The 15,504-nt window shown below is 45.5% G+C and carries 16 protein-coding genes; 6 read left to right on the top strand and 10 right to left on the bottom strand.

Annotation, left to right across the window (positions count from 1 at the left end; all coding sequences use genetic code 11):
- Window positions 1-88: 88 nt before the first annotated feature.
- Window positions 89-589, top strand: a complete 501-nt coding sequence (gene greB, locus KIH43_RS08070; protein ID WP_297719594.1) for a transcription elongation factor GreB — start codon at window positions 89-91, stop codon at window positions 587-589.
- 3 nt (window positions 590-592) lie between these two features.
- Here the strand turns inward: greB and KIH43_RS08075 are convergent, their stop codons facing one another.
- From KIH43_RS08075 to KIH43_RS08090, 4 genes are all read right to left on the bottom strand, one after another.
- Window positions 593-2,896: a bifunctional (p)ppGpp synthetase/guanosine-3',5'-bis(diphosphate) 3'-pyrophosphohydrolase gene (locus KIH43_RS08075; RefSeq protein ID WP_297719560.1), complete on the bottom strand. Its 2,304-nt coding sequence runs from the start codon at window positions 2,894-2,896 to the stop codon at window positions 593-595.
- Between the two features lie 129 nt (window positions 2,897-3,025).
- Window positions 3,026-3,229 carry a DNA-directed RNA polymerase subunit omega gene (gene rpoZ / locus KIH43_RS08080; protein WP_011902918.1) on the bottom strand — a complete coding sequence of 68 codons (204 nt, stop codon included), beginning with the start codon at window positions 3,227-3,229 and terminating at the stop codon, window positions 3,026-3,028.
- A 44-nt stretch (window positions 3,230-3,273) separates the two neighbouring features.
- Window positions 3,274-3,912 carry a guanylate kinase gene (gene gmk, locus KIH43_RS08085; RefSeq protein WP_297719562.1) on the bottom strand — a complete coding sequence of 213 codons (639 nt, stop codon included), beginning with the start codon at window positions 3,910-3,912 and terminating at the stop codon, window positions 3,274-3,276.
- 27 nt (window positions 3,913-3,939) lie between these two features.
- Entirely contained in the window at window positions 3,940-4,869 is a 930-nt protein-coding gene (locus tag KIH43_RS08090) for a YicC/YloC family endoribonuclease (RefSeq protein ID WP_297719564.1), read from the bottom strand.
- A 75-nt stretch (window positions 4,870-4,944) separates the two neighbouring features.
- Here KIH43_RS08090 and rph point away from each other — a divergent pair, with 75 nt between their 5' ends.
- Genes rph through hemW form a run of 3 tightly spaced genes read left to right on the top strand, consistent with a single transcriptional unit; the run spans window position 4,945 to window position 7,521 of the window.
- Window positions 4,945-5,685, top strand: coding sequence for a ribonuclease PH (gene rph / locus KIH43_RS08095; RefSeq protein ID WP_296970086.1), 741 nt, complete (start codon window positions 4,945-4,947; stop codon window positions 5,683-5,685).
- Window positions 5,686-5,732: 47 nt separating this feature from the next.
- The gene (rdgB, locus tag KIH43_RS08100) at window positions 5,733-6,341 is read left to right on the top strand and encodes an RdgB/HAM1 family non-canonical purine NTP pyrophosphatase (RefSeq protein ID WP_297719566.1); all 609 of its coding nucleotides are present in this window, start codon (window positions 5,733-5,735) and stop codon (window positions 6,339-6,341) included.
- Complete coding sequence (hemW, locus tag KIH43_RS08105) at window positions 6,334-7,521, top strand: radical SAM family heme chaperone HemW (RefSeq protein ID WP_297719569.1); 1,188 nt, start codon at window positions 6,334-6,336, stop codon at window positions 7,519-7,521. The genes rdgB and hemW overlap by 8 nt, the downstream gene beginning before the upstream one ends.
- Window positions 7,522-7,581: 60 nt before the next feature.
- On the opposite strand, the gene KIH43_RS08110 is transcribed toward hemW, so the two are convergent.
- Both KIH43_RS08110 and KIH43_RS08115 read right to left on the bottom strand, forming a co-directional pair.
- Entirely contained in the window at window positions 7,582-8,352 is a 771-nt protein-coding gene (locus KIH43_RS08110) for an enoyl-CoA hydratase/isomerase family protein (RefSeq protein WP_297719572.1), read from the bottom strand.
- A gap of 35 nt (window positions 8,353-8,387) precedes the next feature.
- Window positions 8,388-9,371, bottom strand: coding sequence for a tripartite tricarboxylate transporter substrate binding protein (locus tag KIH43_RS08115; RefSeq protein ID WP_297719575.1), 984 nt, complete (start codon window positions 9,369-9,371; stop codon window positions 8,388-8,390).
- 77 nt (window positions 9,372-9,448) lie between these two features.
- On the opposite strand from KIH43_RS08115, the gene KIH43_RS08120 reads away from it, so the two are divergent.
- Window positions 9,449-10,675 (top strand): CoA transferase, encoded by a 1,227-nt coding sequence (locus KIH43_RS08120; RefSeq protein ID WP_297719578.1) that lies wholly within the window; start codon window positions 9,449-9,451, stop codon window positions 10,673-10,675.
- Window positions 10,676-10,747: 72 nt separating this feature from the next.
- Window positions 10,748-11,023 (top strand): trp operon repressor, encoded by a 276-nt coding sequence (trpR, locus tag KIH43_RS08125; protein ID WP_296970073.1) that lies wholly within the window; start codon window positions 10,748-10,750, stop codon window positions 11,021-11,023.
- Here the strand turns inward: trpR and KIH43_RS08130 are convergent.
- The 4 genes from KIH43_RS08130 to KIH43_RS08145 all read right to left on the bottom strand — a co-directional run bounded on the left by KIH43_RS08130 (window position 10,999) and on the right by KIH43_RS08145 (window position 15,384).
- Window positions 10,999-11,601: a flavodoxin family protein gene (locus tag KIH43_RS08130; RefSeq protein ID WP_297719582.1), complete on the bottom strand. Its 603-nt coding sequence runs from the start codon at window positions 11,599-11,601 to the stop codon at window positions 10,999-11,001. The two genes, trpR and KIH43_RS08130, sit on opposite strands and share 25 nt — an antisense overlap.
- Before the next feature lie 101 nt (window positions 11,602-11,702).
- Window positions 11,703-12,290: an aminodeoxychorismate/anthranilate synthase component II gene (locus KIH43_RS08135; RefSeq protein ID WP_297719585.1), complete on the bottom strand. Its 588-nt coding sequence runs from the start codon at window positions 12,288-12,290 to the stop codon at window positions 11,703-11,705.
- On the bottom strand, window positions 12,275-13,750 hold the full coding sequence (locus tag KIH43_RS08140; RefSeq protein WP_297719588.1) for an anthranilate synthase component I family protein: 1,476 nt from the start codon (window positions 13,748-13,750) through the stop codon (window positions 12,275-12,277). The genes KIH43_RS08135 and KIH43_RS08140 overlap by 16 nt, the downstream gene beginning before the upstream one ends.
- A 197-nt stretch (window positions 13,751-13,947) precedes the next feature.
- Entirely contained in the window at window positions 13,948-15,384 is a 1,437-nt protein-coding gene (locus tag KIH43_RS08145; RefSeq protein ID WP_297719591.1) for a HAMP domain-containing sensor histidine kinase, read from the bottom strand.
- Window positions 15,385-15,504 lie beyond the last annotated feature (120 nt).

Here is a 15,504-nt window from a genome sequence, read left to right on the forward strand (position 1 = left end):
GCTGGCAGGAATTGAACCCACGACCCCTTGGTTCGTAGCCAAGTACTCTATCCAGCTGAGCTACAGCCGCAACAGCCATAATTATGCCATGGAAGAGAAGAACTACATCACCCCTGCTGGTCACGAGCGGATTAAAGCCGAACTCCTACAGCTCCTAAACCTTGATAGACCGGAGGTTGTCAAGGTGGTGCACTGGGCCGCTAGCAATGGCGACCGCTCTGAAAATGGCGACTATATATACGGAAAAAAGCGGCCTCGAGAGCTTGACCGACGGATTCGTTTTCTCAATAAACGACTTGAATTTGCGGTTGTAGTGGACAATTCTGCCCGAAAAACGGGCGCCGCGGATGCCGAGCAAATCTTCTTTGGGGCTACGGTCACCTATAGCCCATTAGAGGGCAAAGATGCAGGCAATGAGACCACCATCACCATTGTGGGCGTTGATGAAGTAGATTTAGAGAAAAATCATGTGAGCTGGGTATCGCCCATTGCCAAAGCATTAATCAAGGCACGCTTGGGTGATTGCGTCACTATACAAACTCCGACAGGATCTACTGAAATTGAGATACTCGATGTGCAGTATCTTTAATGCTTAAACAGCACGAGTACGAGTTACACGCATGACATCAGGATTTGTGCGTAGGCTACGCATGACTTTGGAAAGGTGCAAGCGATCGTAGACTTGTATCGTAAATCGAATTGTGACGGAGTCCTCTTTAAAACGATCCTCCATGGAAACGTTCATGATGTTGGAGTCAGCTGCGGTGACACTGCTCGCTACTCTTGCTAAGACTCCTTTGCCCTGACGGGTATCGATAGCGAGGTCAACCTCAAATTCGCGATTTAGTTCTTTGCCCCACTCCACCTCTACCCATTTATCACTGTCTTTAGACAACATTCGCAATGCGACTGGGCAGTCATTGGTATGTACTTGAAGACCTTCACCCTTACCAAGGTAACCAATGATGTTATCTCCAGGAATCGGATGGCAACAGGACTGAAAGCTAATGGAGTTTCCTTCGCGCCCATCAACCAATATTGCCTGACGCTGATGCGCATGGGTAGTTTCTTGATGGGGTGTCACCCAATCGGCTGCGCCAAGACGCATCTGCTCGCCACCACCTTCGTCATCAATGAGTATTTTGAGACGTATTGCCAATTCTTGTGGAGAGCGTCTTCCTAAAGCAACGTTAACGCAGGCCTCTTCACGGTTTTTATCCCCCGTCCAATGCATGAGCTTTTCCCAAATCTCTGGGGTTAGTAATGCCGCATCCACGCCTTGATGACGCAAACTATTAGCTAATAAACGCTCGCCCAACTGCAATGATTCGGCGTAGTGCTTGGTCTTGAGAGCATGACGAATCGCCGCGCGCGCTTTACCTGTTCTCACAAACGCCAACCAACCTGGATTAGGCTGGGAGTTCGCTGAAGTGATGACTTCAATAATGTCACCGTTTTTAAGCTCACTGCGCAATGGGAGTTGCAAACCATTGATCTTGACTGCAACGCAAGTATTACCAATATCACTATGAATAGAGTAGGCAAAATCTAGGGCGGTAGCGCCCCGAGGTAAGGCACGAATCTGACCTTTGGGCGTAAAGACATAGACCGCATCTGGAAACAGATCAATCTTGACATGCTCTAAGAACTCCTGGGAGTCGCCACTACTATCTTGAATATCGATTAAGGACTGCAACCATTGATGTGCGCGGTTTTGTACCTCGCTCATATCAGGCGAGCCTTCCTTATAGGCCCAGTGTGCCGCCACACCTGCCTCAGCCACTGCATGCATGTCCGTTGTTCTGATTTGAAACTCCACTGGAACTCCTGATGGACCGAGCAAAGTGGTATGCAGTGATTGATAACCGTTTAACTTAGGGATTGCTATGTAATCCTTGAACTTCCCAGGCATTGGCTTATACAGAGAGTGCAAGATTCCTAAAGCACGGTAACAATCATCAATACTACGAACAGTGACACGAAACGCGTACACATCTAATACTTGTGAAAAACTCACATGCTTAGTGCGCATTTTGTTATAGATGCTGTAAAGGGTTTTTTCTCTTCCGCGCAGATCCACGTCTAAGTTTGCTTTTGCAAAAGCCAAACGTGAAGCCTGCAAAATCTTTTCCACCATCTCCTTGCGATTACCACGCGCCCGTTTGACGGCACCCTCAATCACCCGAAAGCGCATTGGCATGGAGTAACGGAAGCTTAGATCCTGTAAATCACGATAGATGACATTTAATCCAAGACGATGTGCAATTGGGGCATAAATTTCAATGGTTTCCGCTGCTACCCTGCGGCGTTTTTCCATAGGCACTGCATCAAGGGTCCGCATATTGTGCGTACGATCAGCTAGCTTGACCAGAATCACTCGCACATCACGAGCCATTGCCATAAACATCTTGCGAAAACTTTCTGCTTGCGCTTCCGCATGACTTTGAAACTCTAATTTATCGAGCTTGGTTAAACCCTCAACTAGCTCTGCTACTTTGGCGCCAAACTTTTCTACTAAATCGGCCTTTGAACAGCCGGTATCCTCAATCACATCATGCAATAAAGCAGCCATGATGGATGGGGCATCTAAACGCCAAGTAGCGCATAACTCTGCAACTGCTACTGGGTGCGTAATGTAAGGCTCACCACTATGGCGGTACTGCCCTAAGTGAGCCGCATCAGCAAACTGAAATGCTTTCTTGATTTGCGCAACCTCTTCCGGCTTGAGGTAACCCAGCTTAGAGATGAGGCCCTCAATCGAAACCACTTGATGTTTAAGTGGTTGAGTCGGAGCAGATGTAGGACCGAATAGATGTCGACTCGATTGCGCCAACAAGGTCGCAATGACGGATTTCTTTGAATGTTGTGAATTTGAAGTATCCGCCGGGATACTCAATAGATCAGGTTGGAGATCTGATTGCGCTATGTTTGAGGGGCGCGCATGAGGCGAGACCCCTCCATTTGATTCCGATGTCTTGGTTGATCCCAAGGGTCCTAGGGGGAGCTCCACACCGGAACTCCTAAATTACAAAGGTACTTTGGTCAGCATGTCACGGTCAGTCACACCTGCTGCTACTTCACGCAAAGCAACAACAGTGGCTTTATCTCTTGACTCAACACGTGGGGAGTGACCTTGAACCAATTGGCGGGCACGATAAGTGGCGGCCAACACCAGTTCAAAACGATTAGGGATAGTTTTAAGGCAATCTTCTACAGTAATACGGGCCATGCTGAACTCACTTAATTTAGCTTCAATACCTATAGGATAACTGATTAGACCCCAAGACGCCGTAAAAGGGCTGGATTTCGGGCCATGCTCGGTCCTGAACGCAGGCGGCTGGAGGCCAGAATATGCTTTAAATCCGCCAGGGCCTGATCAAATGCATCATTGACCACAATGTAATCTGCCTCATGGGCATGGAGCAATTCCACGTGGGCAGCGGCTAAGCGCCTTTGAATCGTTTCTTCATCATCTTGACCCCGCTTGCGTAAGCGCTCCTCGAGCGCCTCAATTGAGGGTGGAAAAATAAAGATCCATTGCACAGATGGAATCAATTTGCGAATTTGTTGGGCGCCCTGCCAATCAATTTCGAGAACGACATCATTACCCGCTTGCATCTGCGATTCAATCCACGGTTTTGATGTGCCGTAGAAATGGCCATGTACTTGTGCCCACTCTAAAAAGTGACCTTGATCCCTTTCTGAAATAAATTCTTCTGCAGATACAAAACGGTAATCTTTACCATCCACTTCACCAGGCCTAGGTGCACGTGTCGTAGTGGATAAAGATAATTTCAGTCCCGTATCCTCTTTGAGTAATGCATTAACCAATGAAGATTTGCCTGCACCTGAGGGTGCGACGATCATCAGCATGCTGCCTTGATAGGACGAAGATGGTTTTGGGCTAGTCATGGATCAATTGTACGAATACCGATAGAGTTATTCTAGATTTTGCACTTGCTCGCGCATTTGCTCGATCAATAACTTCAACTCCAGAGCTGCCTGCGTGCATTCCTCAGAAACCGACTTTGAGCTTAAAGTATTTGCTTCGCGATTGAGCTCTTGCATCAAAAAGTCAAGGCGCTTACCCACTGGGCCTTTGCCGGATAGCGCGACATCGACTGCTTGTAAATGGGTCTTTAATCGCGCAAACTCTTCAGCCACATCGATGCGGACAGCGTAAAGCACTACCTCTTGACGAATCCGCTCCATGAGTTCAGCTCCTGACTTCGCTTGCTCTTGAGCAGCCAATGCCTCAGCCAGTCGCTCCGTCAATTTATCTTGATATTGCTGAACATACGCAGGAACTTTTGGTTCAATGACCCTTACTATGTCACGCATCTTCGCAGTGATATTGAGTAATACTTGGACCAAGGCTTTACCCTCGGCACGACGGCTTGCCATGAGTGATTCCAATGCAGCACGCCCTGCTTCAACAGTAGCCGCTACCCAACTATCTTCTTCACCCCTAGGTTCAGAAACGACACCAGGCCAACGCAAAATTTCAGCGATGCTCAATTCGGAAGCCTTCGGAAAAGTCACTTGCGCTTTTTCTTGCAGGGTATATAGAGCATCTAAACGCTCTTTGTTAATAGCACCGAGTGCATGCGCATTGGTTTTTGCTTGGTCTGCCGCAGCACTATTCACCCGCCATGCGGCCCTGAACTCTACTTTGCCCCGGGAGAGGTTCTGGGTAGCCATTTCTCGCAAGGCGGGCTCTGCCCCACGACACTCTTCCGGCAAACGAAAGCCCAAGTCTAAAAAGCGGCTATTGACCGCCCGACATTCCACCTGCAGATCAGCTACTACGCCACCCCCGAGGGAAACTTGGCGAGAAGCGCTGCCATAACCAGTCATGCTCGATATCATATGGACATTGTAGATTCTTTATTGATACTGAATCCGAATTATTCAACATGTGCAGCACAACCTGAGGATCCCTCTATGAGTAGCCCAAATTCAGCCACCACCACTCGCCCTAGCGGTCGTCAGCCAAAAGAATTGCGTCCCGTCACGATTTCTCGCAGCTTCACTAAGCATGCAGAAGGGTCAGTGTTAATTGCTTTCGGAGACACAAAGGTACTCTGTACTGCCAGCATTTTGGATAAGGTGCCGCCACATAAAAGAGGCTCTGGCGAAGGTTGGGTTACCGCTGAATATGGCATGCTTCCCCGCTCAACTCACACTCGCAGCGATCGTGAGGCTGCCCGTGGCAAACAATCGGGTCGCACTCAAGAAATCCAGCGACTCATTGGACGCGCCATGCGCAGCATCTTTAATCTAGAAATTCTCGGTGAGCGCACGATTCATTTGGATTGCGATGTTTTGCAAGCTGACGGTGGCACACGCACCGCGTCTATTACTGGCGCCTATGTTGCTGCTCGTGATGCAGTGAACCATTTATTAAAGTCGGGGGCGCTGACACAAGATCCTATTATTGATAGCGTAGCAGCGATCTCTGTAGGAATCTATCAGGGCGTGCCTGTGCTCGATTTGGACTACCCAGAGGATTCTGCTTGTGACACGGATATGAATGTCGTGATGACAGGCAAAGGCGGCATGATTGAAGTGCAAGGCACCGCAGAAGGTGCTGCTTTCTCACGAGAGGAATTAACTGCTCTCTTGGATTTAGCAGAACATGGCATCAAAGAACTTACCCAATTACAAAAGAGTGCTCTGCAGTAATTGGCTGATTACCGATATCACTAATCACAAATAAGAGAGCTCATTCATTGCAAAAAATCGTTCTCGCCTCTAACAACGCTGGTAAAGTTCGCGAATTTCAGGCGCTCTTGGCGCCATTGGACTTTCAGGTTATCCCACAAGGCGAACTTGGCATTGATTCTGCTGAGGAGCCACACCACACTTTTGTAGAAAATGCTCTTGCAAAAGCCCGTCATGCCAGCGCAGCAAGCGGCTTAGCGGCTCTCGCAGATGACTCTGGCATTTGTGCTCATGCATTAAACGGGGAACCAGGGGTACTCTCCGCCCGTTATGCTGGCGAACCAGCTAATGATGCAGCAAATAATCAAAAACTGATTCAGGCATTAGCACCCCATCAGGATCGTGGTGCGCATTATGTATGCGCTCTGGTTTTTGTGAATAGCGCAGATGATCCAGAACCCATCATCGTGCAGGCACGCTGGTATGGCCTTGTCGTTGACACGCCAAAAGGTGAGCACGGTTTTGGCTATGACCCCTATTTTTTCATTCCAGAGCTAGGTTTAACGGCAGCAGAATTAAGTCCTGAGAAAAAGAATGTCATCAGTCATCGTGGCCAAGCATTGAAAGAGCTTTTGGTGCAACTTCAATTGCGCAACGCAAATTACCGTCGTGCTTAATTTAAAAAGCTCTCAGGTTGCTCTCACATCGCTCCCTCCTCTGGCGCTATATATTCACTTTCCCTGGTGTGAAAAGAAATGCCCTTATTGCGATTTCAATTCACATCAGATCAGAGAAGGCGTTGGTAAAAACGGCTTTGATGAGAAGCGCTACATCAATGCATTAATAGCAGACTTAGAAACTGAACTACCCAATATTTGGGGGCGACAAGTGCACACCATTTTTATTGGTGGCGGCACACCGAGCTTAATTTCACCTGCGGGCATGGATGATCTACTGTCGGCAATTCGCGCTAGGCTCAATTTGGATCCCGCCGCTGAAATCACCATGGAAGCGAACCCAGGATCTATTGAGGCAGAGAAATTTGCAGCATATGCCAAATGCGGCATTAACCGTGTATCTATTGGGGTGCAGAGCTTTCAAGACGAGCAGCTCAAAGCCTTAGGAAGAATACACACCAGCACCGAAGCGAAGCGTGCCATTGAGATTGCATTGCAACACTTTCCTGCAGTCAATCTTGATCTCATGTATGGATTACCTAATCAAACACTAGCCGCTGCAAAAAACGATATTGATACTGCGCTCTCTTTTCAGACGCCACATCTCTCGCTCTACAACCTAACCCTAGAGCCCAATACCTACTTCGCTAACTTCCCTCCAAAACTACCGAGTGAAGATGAAATCGATTTAATGTTTGAGCAAAATCTTGCGCTTCTCACTAAAGCAGGTTATCAACGCTATGAAGTATCCGCATACGCAAAAAAAGACCAAGAATGCAAACACAATCTGAATTATTGGCGCTTTGGTGATTACATTGGCATTGGTGCTGGGGCTCATGGCAAGATTTCGTTACCGAATAAAATCACGCGCCAGGTACGCGAGCGTCACCCAGAAACGTATATGTCTGCCATAGAAAATCAAGGTCATGCTTTGATTGAGTCCAAAGAGGTTCATGCCCAGGACCTCCCTTTTGAATTTATGCTCAATGCCTTGCGCTTAACTAGTGGAGTCGAAACCTCCTCATTTAGTGAACGTACTGGACTGCCATTAAGCGTGCTCAGCAATGCGCTAAATGAAGCATGTCAAAAAGGATTACTAGATGAGAATCCCAAATACCTCAAACCCACAGCACTTGGTCTACGCTACCTCAATGATCTTCAGGCATTATTTTTAAGTTAGCTTTTAACTTCAGCCCTTTAGCAGCCCTTAGTTACCACGATGCTTTGTATTAAAGGTAATTCAAACGCCCATCCATCGAGGCTTTTCCCCTTTTAAGAATGATGTCACACCATTTTTAAAGTCTGCGCTGCCATAAGTCTCGCGAATGAGATCCTGACAGTCTGGCAACTGATTTTTAATCATTCTTGCTAAAGCTAATTTGCTCGCTTTTTGAGTAATCGGTGCCAAACTTGCCAGCTGATGCGCCAACTGATCAGCTTCCCTACCAAGATGTTCCGCTTCATGCGTAGCCAATAGATAGCCTTGTGTTAGCAGCACGGATGCAGGAATCATCTCGGCTAACAACAACATGCGTTTGACTGTATTGACACCCAAATGGGCTATTAACCAGGCAATATTTCCTGGTGATAAACAATTGCCAAGTGTTTTGGCGATAGGCACACCAAATTTTGCGTCTGGCGTGGAGATCCTAAAGTCACAACAAGTGGCAATAGCCAAGCCACCACCAGCTGCCACACCATCGATCACAGCAATTGTAGGCATGGGAAGTATTGCTAATGGCTGTAAATACGCATCAATTCCCTGCTCATAGGCAATACCATCCTCACCATCCTGAAATTGAGCAAACTGTGCAATATCACTTCCCGAGACAAACGCCTTGCCACCTGCCCCCCGCAATATTGCCACACGCACATCCGAATTTTGCGCCAAGTCCTCACAAACTTTCTGAAGACTCTGATACATACCAACCGTCATGGCATTGCGCGCGGCGACATGATCAAAAGTGATATAGGCAATAATGCCCTTCACTTCACATGTCACCTGCGCCATATCCAACACGGTCTCTAGCTAAGCTTTTGGCAATATTATTCCGCTTTGATGTTTAAGCTTTTCACCAAACGCTGATATTTTGCGAGCTCTGCGCTTAAGAATAGACTGAAAGCTGCAGGTGTTGCAGGACCCTCAGGTTGCAATCCTTGTGAATCAAGCGTCTTTTTAATTTGTGGATCAGACATAGCCGCCTTGACTGCTTGATCAATCTTATTCACTACTGCTGGATCCATTCCTTTTGGCCCCATGATGGAGTACCAGTTGGTGACATCAAATCCGACGATGCCTACCTCATTAAATGTCGGGACGTTGGGCAAAATCGATAGACGCTTTGGGGTGGAGATAGCTAATGCCTTTAAATTGCCGTCTTTAATTTGTTGCAAATTGGGCGGCAAAGTGTCGAAGTTCATCGTAATCTGACCACCCAGTAAGTCAATAATGGCCTGACCACTTCCTTTGTAGGGCACGTGGTTCATTTGGATGCCAGCGATCTTGCTAAATAACGCGCCCGCTAAGTGTTGTGTACTGCCAATGCCAGAGGAGCCATAGGTCATCTGACCAGGATTGGCTTTTGCTAAGGAGATCAATTGCGCAACTGAATTGACAGGTAATGAGGATTTCACGACTAGAACATTAGGCACATATCCCAGATATGTAATGGGCGTGAAATCTGTTGCTGGATTATATGGAACAGTAGTCAAAACAAATGGTGCAATCGCATTGGAATTTGAGTGCCCCACTAACAAGGTGTATCCATCAGGATTAGATTTTGCAACCAAGTCAGCGCCGATAGTTCCAGCTGCACCAGAGCGATTTTCAACAATGACGCCTTGACCTAAAACCTCACTCATCTTTGGTGCAATCGCACGAGCCACAATATCAGTGCCCCCGCCAGGCGCAAAACCCACAATTAAACGAATCGGTTTATTGGGATAAGTCGATTGCGCGTGAGCAAGCCATGAGCATGCACTCAATGCGAGTACCAGCAGGCCATGAAAGGCACGGGATCTTAGCAACATAATGTCTCCTATATAGGTTTTTATTGTGTTTGATACTATTAGTGATTGATTCTAAACACATAAAAACGATCGAGACAATGACGAAAACACCTATAAATGCAAATTCAGCGCCCCTCCCCCTTGCCGGCGTCAGGGTTTTAGATGTCAGTCAAGTCATGGCGGGGCCTTATTGCTGCATGTTGCTAGCGGATCTGGGTGCCGATGTGATTAAGGTGGAGCCTCCGGGCACAGGCGATCAGACACGTGGTGCAATGAGCTTCAAAATGAAGGGTTCAGATAGCATGGGCTTTCTGAATATGAATCGCAATAAACGTAGCATCACGTTGAACCTGAAAACGGATGCTGGCAAAAAGGTATTTTTTGAGCTGGTCAAGACTGCAGACATATTGGTAGAAAACTATCGGCCTGGTGTCATGAAAAAACTCGGCATCGATTACCCGTCTTTGCAAAAAATCAATCCAGGCTTGGTCTATGCCAGCATCTCTGGATTTGGACAAACGGGTCCATGGGCTGATCGACCTGGCTTTGATTTAATGGCGCAAGCTATGTCTGGCGTAATGAGTGTTACCGGCTATCCCGATGGGCCACCCGTAAAGGCAGGTGTTCCGGTTGCTGATATTGGCTGCGCCTTATTTGCAGTCTATGGAATTTTATCGGCCTATATTGGGAAAGCAAAAACGGGTCAGGGCCAGTTTATTGATGCCTCTTTATTTGACTCTGCTTTAGCGTTTTCAATTTGGGACACTGCTCAATACTGGGGAACCGGAGTTGAACCCGAAAAGCTTGGCACTGCTAATCATATGAGCGCCCCTTATCAGGCGATGAAAGCCTCGGATGGTTACTTTGTGATGGGTGCCACAAATCAAAAGTTATGGAAATTGCTTTGTGAAAAAATTGGTCGTATTGAGTTGTATGAGGATGATAGGTTTAAGACCAACCCACTGCGTTTAGCCAATCGGGTTGAGCTTGCTAGAGAGCTAGAAAAAACTTTTGTGACCAAAACTAGCGAAGAGTGGGTGGATCTACTGCTAGCGGAAGGCATACCTGCTGGACCGATTAATACCTATCCTCAAGCTTTCAATAGCGAGCATGGACGCCATCGCAAAATGCGCATGGAAATCGATCACCCCATCGAGGGCACAGTCCCCAATATTGGATTCGCAGTAAAAATGATGGGGACACCACAACAAATTCGCAAGCATCCCCCACTTTTAGGCGAGCATAACGCTGAATTACTGAAGGAATTAGGGATTGCTGGCGAGGAATTAAAAGCGCTTGAGGAAGGCGGCGCCTTTCGCGCTTGAGCCGATTTATTTGGCTCAATATGAGAAGAATCAAATAAACTTCTAAAAATATTAATTTAGAGGGGTATCCCCATGAATCGGTCCAAGGCGAAAATTGCGCTCATCGAAATGCTCTGTAGTATTGATCAGCCCAGTGAAATGGACTACTTGCTAAAGCAAATATTAACGGCCGCAGAAATCGATGATTTGCTAGATCGAGTTCGTATTTATCAGACATTAGCGTGCACAGATACACCTCAAAGAGAATGTGCAAAACTTCTCAATGTCAGCATCTCCAAGATAACCAGGGGCGCCTCCAATCTAAGAAACGCTAAATCTAGAGATTATTGGCAATCAAAGTTTTGTTGAGTTGCGCCAGCCGATACATAATGAAATCGTTGGTAAACATCTTTCATCCTGTCCACAGTTTGCTCCAACGCTTCTAAAGCCTCATCATCATGCTCGGCACTACCAAGCATTCCCAAAAAAAGCGCCGGGAAACCTGAGCCAGCCATAATCATTTTGTTCAACATGATATTGAGCATGATTTGTGAATAGACTGCCGTATGCCCATATCTACGACCAACCACAATAATCGCGGCAATCTTATCCTTTAATGGGCGATCTAGGGGTCGCAAATAGCCGTACCCAACACGCTCCAAAAAAGCCTGAAACTTACTGTTCACACCAAAGGCATGCATTACCGGCATATAAATAATTCCGTCGGCTGACTGCATAGCCTCCAAAATAGCAGGCAAATCATCTGGCACTCCACAGGGTGCGTACTGGCAAAGATTATCAGCATCACAAAATTCTATTCGTTTGTCTGCCAAATGCACAAAATTACCAAAGAGTCCTTTGCTTTTAAAGTGGTCTTGCAATAGACCGCATATTTGATTACTTATGCCATTTTTTCTTGCGGAGCCAACCAATACACAAACTTTCATAAATTAGCCTTATCAAATGAAGCTGACTGGATGGCAATACCGATTCAACCCATAATCGATATTGATCTAAGTGGATACCTCAAATACTTTGGTATCGGCAGCTAATGTTCTACATATGTTTGTATAAAGTTTTTGAGTATTTTGATGCCTTGTTCAGTTCCAATGCTTTCTGGATGAAATTGAATGCCCTCGATTTTGTATTCCTTATGACGAATACCCATGATGTAACCATCATCATCTGACCTTGCTGTAACAGAAATATGGGGTGAGAAATTTTCATCTGAGACCACAATAGAGTGATATCGCATGGCAGAAAATTGATGGGGTAAATGCTCGAAACATCCTTTGCCGTCATGAACAATATGACTAGTTTTTCCATGCATGAGGTGTTTTGCATAGTCAATTTGACAGCCATAGTGCAGGGCTATTGCCTGATGACCCAAGCAAACACCCAGTACTGGCATTCGACCATCATTCAGCGCTAGTAAATCGCCATATCCAGAATCCATTGGATGACCAGGGCCTGGTCCCAACAAAAGCATATCGCCTTTCGAATCGGCAACAGCCTTGCATAACCCCCCATCATCTCGGCGGTACATGTCAACAGCGCAACCAATAGACTGAAGATATCCGACCAAGATATGCACAAAACTATCATAAGCATCAACAACAATTACGCGATGTGACATGCAATCTCCTGATCGGTAATAGCCTTAAATACTGAAGCCATCTTATGTAATGTTTCTGCGTATTCGCTTTCAACCTTAGAATCAGAAACCATTCCAGCTGAAGCGCGCAATGTATAGACCCCATCGCGCTCAATTGCAGTCCTAATACAAAGTGCGGTATTTACATAATTTCTTCCCAGAGTCATCATTCCAAGAGAGCCCGCATATAAGCCACGAGGACTGTCTTCTAACTCAGCAATAAGCTCTATGGCCCTAATTTTGGGCGTCCCAGTCATGGTCCCCGCTGGAAAGGCTGCCTGTATCACATCATATTTATCAATACCCTCTTTGATTCGTGCCTTGGTAGTAGATGTGAGGTGGTACACATGTGAATACTCTTCAACAGACATCAGCTCCTTGACTTCAAGTGTTTTTGCTACTGCAATCCTAGAGAGGTCATTACGGCACAAATCTACTAACATCAAATGCTCAGCAATCTCCTTCGCATTGGCCTGAAATTCACGCTGAGCATCTTCTTTGGTTGGATATGATGACTTTCCTAGCGTTCCAGCAATGGGGCGAATAGTGACGGCATCATCATCCATATAAACAAATGATTCAGGGCTAGCTCCAATGACTTTATATGCGCCAGAATCAAAGAAATACATATAAGGCGATGGGTTTAGCATGCGCAATCTTGCATATACATCCAACGGGTCTATTGATGACGATACATTCAGCTTATGGCCAATTTGAATCTGATAAACATCACCGATGCGAACGTGCTCTAAAGCACTTTGAGCTTTCTCCAAGTAGGATGCTTTAGTTGTTTGCCTTTGCAGAGAAAAATCTTCGCCATGAGCGGGTAATTTGGGGATTGAGTAGTGATGCCCATCCTCAATAAAAGATAAATCGAGCGGACTAACACCTTCAAAACCATACTCACAGTGAGTAACGCTATTTTCGGAAAATTCAAGAATATTGGAATAGCAAATGAGCTGGATATCAGGAATGTCGTCCTCCTCGTATAGCGCAATATCCTCAATAAAGTGAATAGCGTTATAGGCAAAAGCAGCAAAAACCAACACCCCACCCTCAACAGACTTAAATTGATTATCAAATTTTCTTAAAAAATTCCACACATCCTTTCTTTCCTTTAAATGAAAGCATGTTCTATCTATTCCCAACTCTGTAAAGGACTCATTGGAATAGAGATGTTTAACCTTTTTCTGTAGATTCTTATTTGCCGTAATGGTCACCTGGCGATTGATGACGCTAACGCGAAGCACTGGATTAACCCCAATGATGGATGTCTTAGCCTCTGCCGACTTGGCAATCATGGACTCCAAAAGGAGCATTTGTGATGTTGAATATCGTTTATTTAGCTCTAGATAAATGGGGTATGCACTTTCCATCAAATTAACTTGTGCGTTTGATGTAAACCGCATATTCATATTGCGTGACTTTTTGTAGCGAATCATCTTTATTCCATGTATTGATGTATCATTACAACAATACATGATGTTAATACATATTTCAATGGGAAAATGGGTTAACCCATATAGGAAGTCACATCAAATATGAAAGGAATGCTCTGATACTTTTGTTAGTTTTTGCTGTCAATTGACTGCAGGATAGGGTCGGGGCATGTTATAAAACCAATGCCCTAAAAGATGGATCAGCTAGAAATAGGCAGCCAGATGGAAAATTTTGCGCCTTTGCCGCTATTTTCATCAAGCCATATTTTTCCGCCATGACGCGAAATAATGTGTTTGCAAAGCCATAGACCAAGCCCCATTCCAGAGTTCTTGGTTGAAGATAGCAATTCAAATAAATGTGCTTTTGCTTCCGTGGATATGCCAAGACCATTGTCTGCAATTGAAACTTGAATGCCTTGGTTTATATGGGCACCTTCTATCATGATGCGTTTATCGCCCTCTTTGATCAATCCAAGTGCCTGTATTGCATTGTTGATCAAATTGAGCATGACTTGTTGCAATTCGCCGCGATTCCCAGAAAGCATCAGATTTTTCTCAAGATGTAGGGAAAGTTGGATATTTTGGGATTGCAATTCCGGTTTTGCTACGCTGACTACTGTCTGCATCACCTGCTCTAGATCAACTTCAGTGGTTTTAAGATCGTCATCAGTAAAAATAGAGCGCAAAGTGCGCACTGTATTCGCGGCACGTTGATTGTCTGCGAGCAAGGTATTGAGAATCTCTCCTTGCAATTCTGGGCTTAGCTGCCCAGCTGCAAGCTTTTTTTGCAAAAACTGAATATTCAGGCTAGATGCTCCTAATGGTTGATTCAGTTCATGTGCAATAGAAGCCGATAACGCACCGGTACTGGCGGTTTTATTGGCTTTTAATAACGAAGAAATGAGCGACTCCCGCTCTGCAAGCAGCGCTTTAATCTGCTGGTTTTCTAAGTTGGATTTTGCGTTCGATACTGCAATTTGCTCTGACCAATAACTTCCAATTGCAATGTAAGACAAAGTATTCATTACTAATTGGGATATCGTAAATAAGATCAATATTTGCGGGATTTGATCTACCTGGCGAATAGCCAAAGAGGATGCCAAAAGTATGACCAAGCGGCCCATTGCAAAAAATAGCTCGCCAAAGCTAGCGTACTGCAAGTACCTCAATTGAGAAGAGAATGCTGATTGGTTCTTTTTTCTGACTTCGTAGATTTGCCATAGATAAAAAAAGCTCGCCAACACACACATAAATACGGTTCGCAGCTCAAAACTACTCGTTTGCCTTAACCACTCAAATGTCAGGAAAAAAGCCACTATTGAAAGATTAAAAAAGATCTTCGTGCCCTTTGATACCTCTTGATTTAGAGACCTACAAAATAGTGCCTGCATGACAGCGGCAACATAAAACAGCGTATTACCAATCGTAAAATTAAATTCTGGCGTCGCAATATCTTTAATGATGATGATTCCACCACCAAAGATGAACAAAGCTACTACGCTTGCTAGTAAGGACCCTAACCAGTAAGAATTAGGTTTGATCACATCTTGAGTACGATAGTAGTGGTAGATTCCGACTAATAATCCCGCCTGAATAATGGCGATAATAAAAAAATAGATGGACAGCAAAAGGTTCATACGGTTAATCGTACAACGAATTACTTTTGATTTAGGGTCATTGAAGGCATAGAAATGAGAAACCCCAGCTATTTATCTGGGGTTTGATATTTGGCGGAAGAGGTGTCCGCTCTATAACAA

It is taken from the genome of Polynucleobacter sp. (assembly GCF_018500155.2).
Classification (GTDB): Bacteria; Pseudomonadota; Gammaproteobacteria; order Burkholderiales; family Burkholderiaceae; genus Polynucleobacter.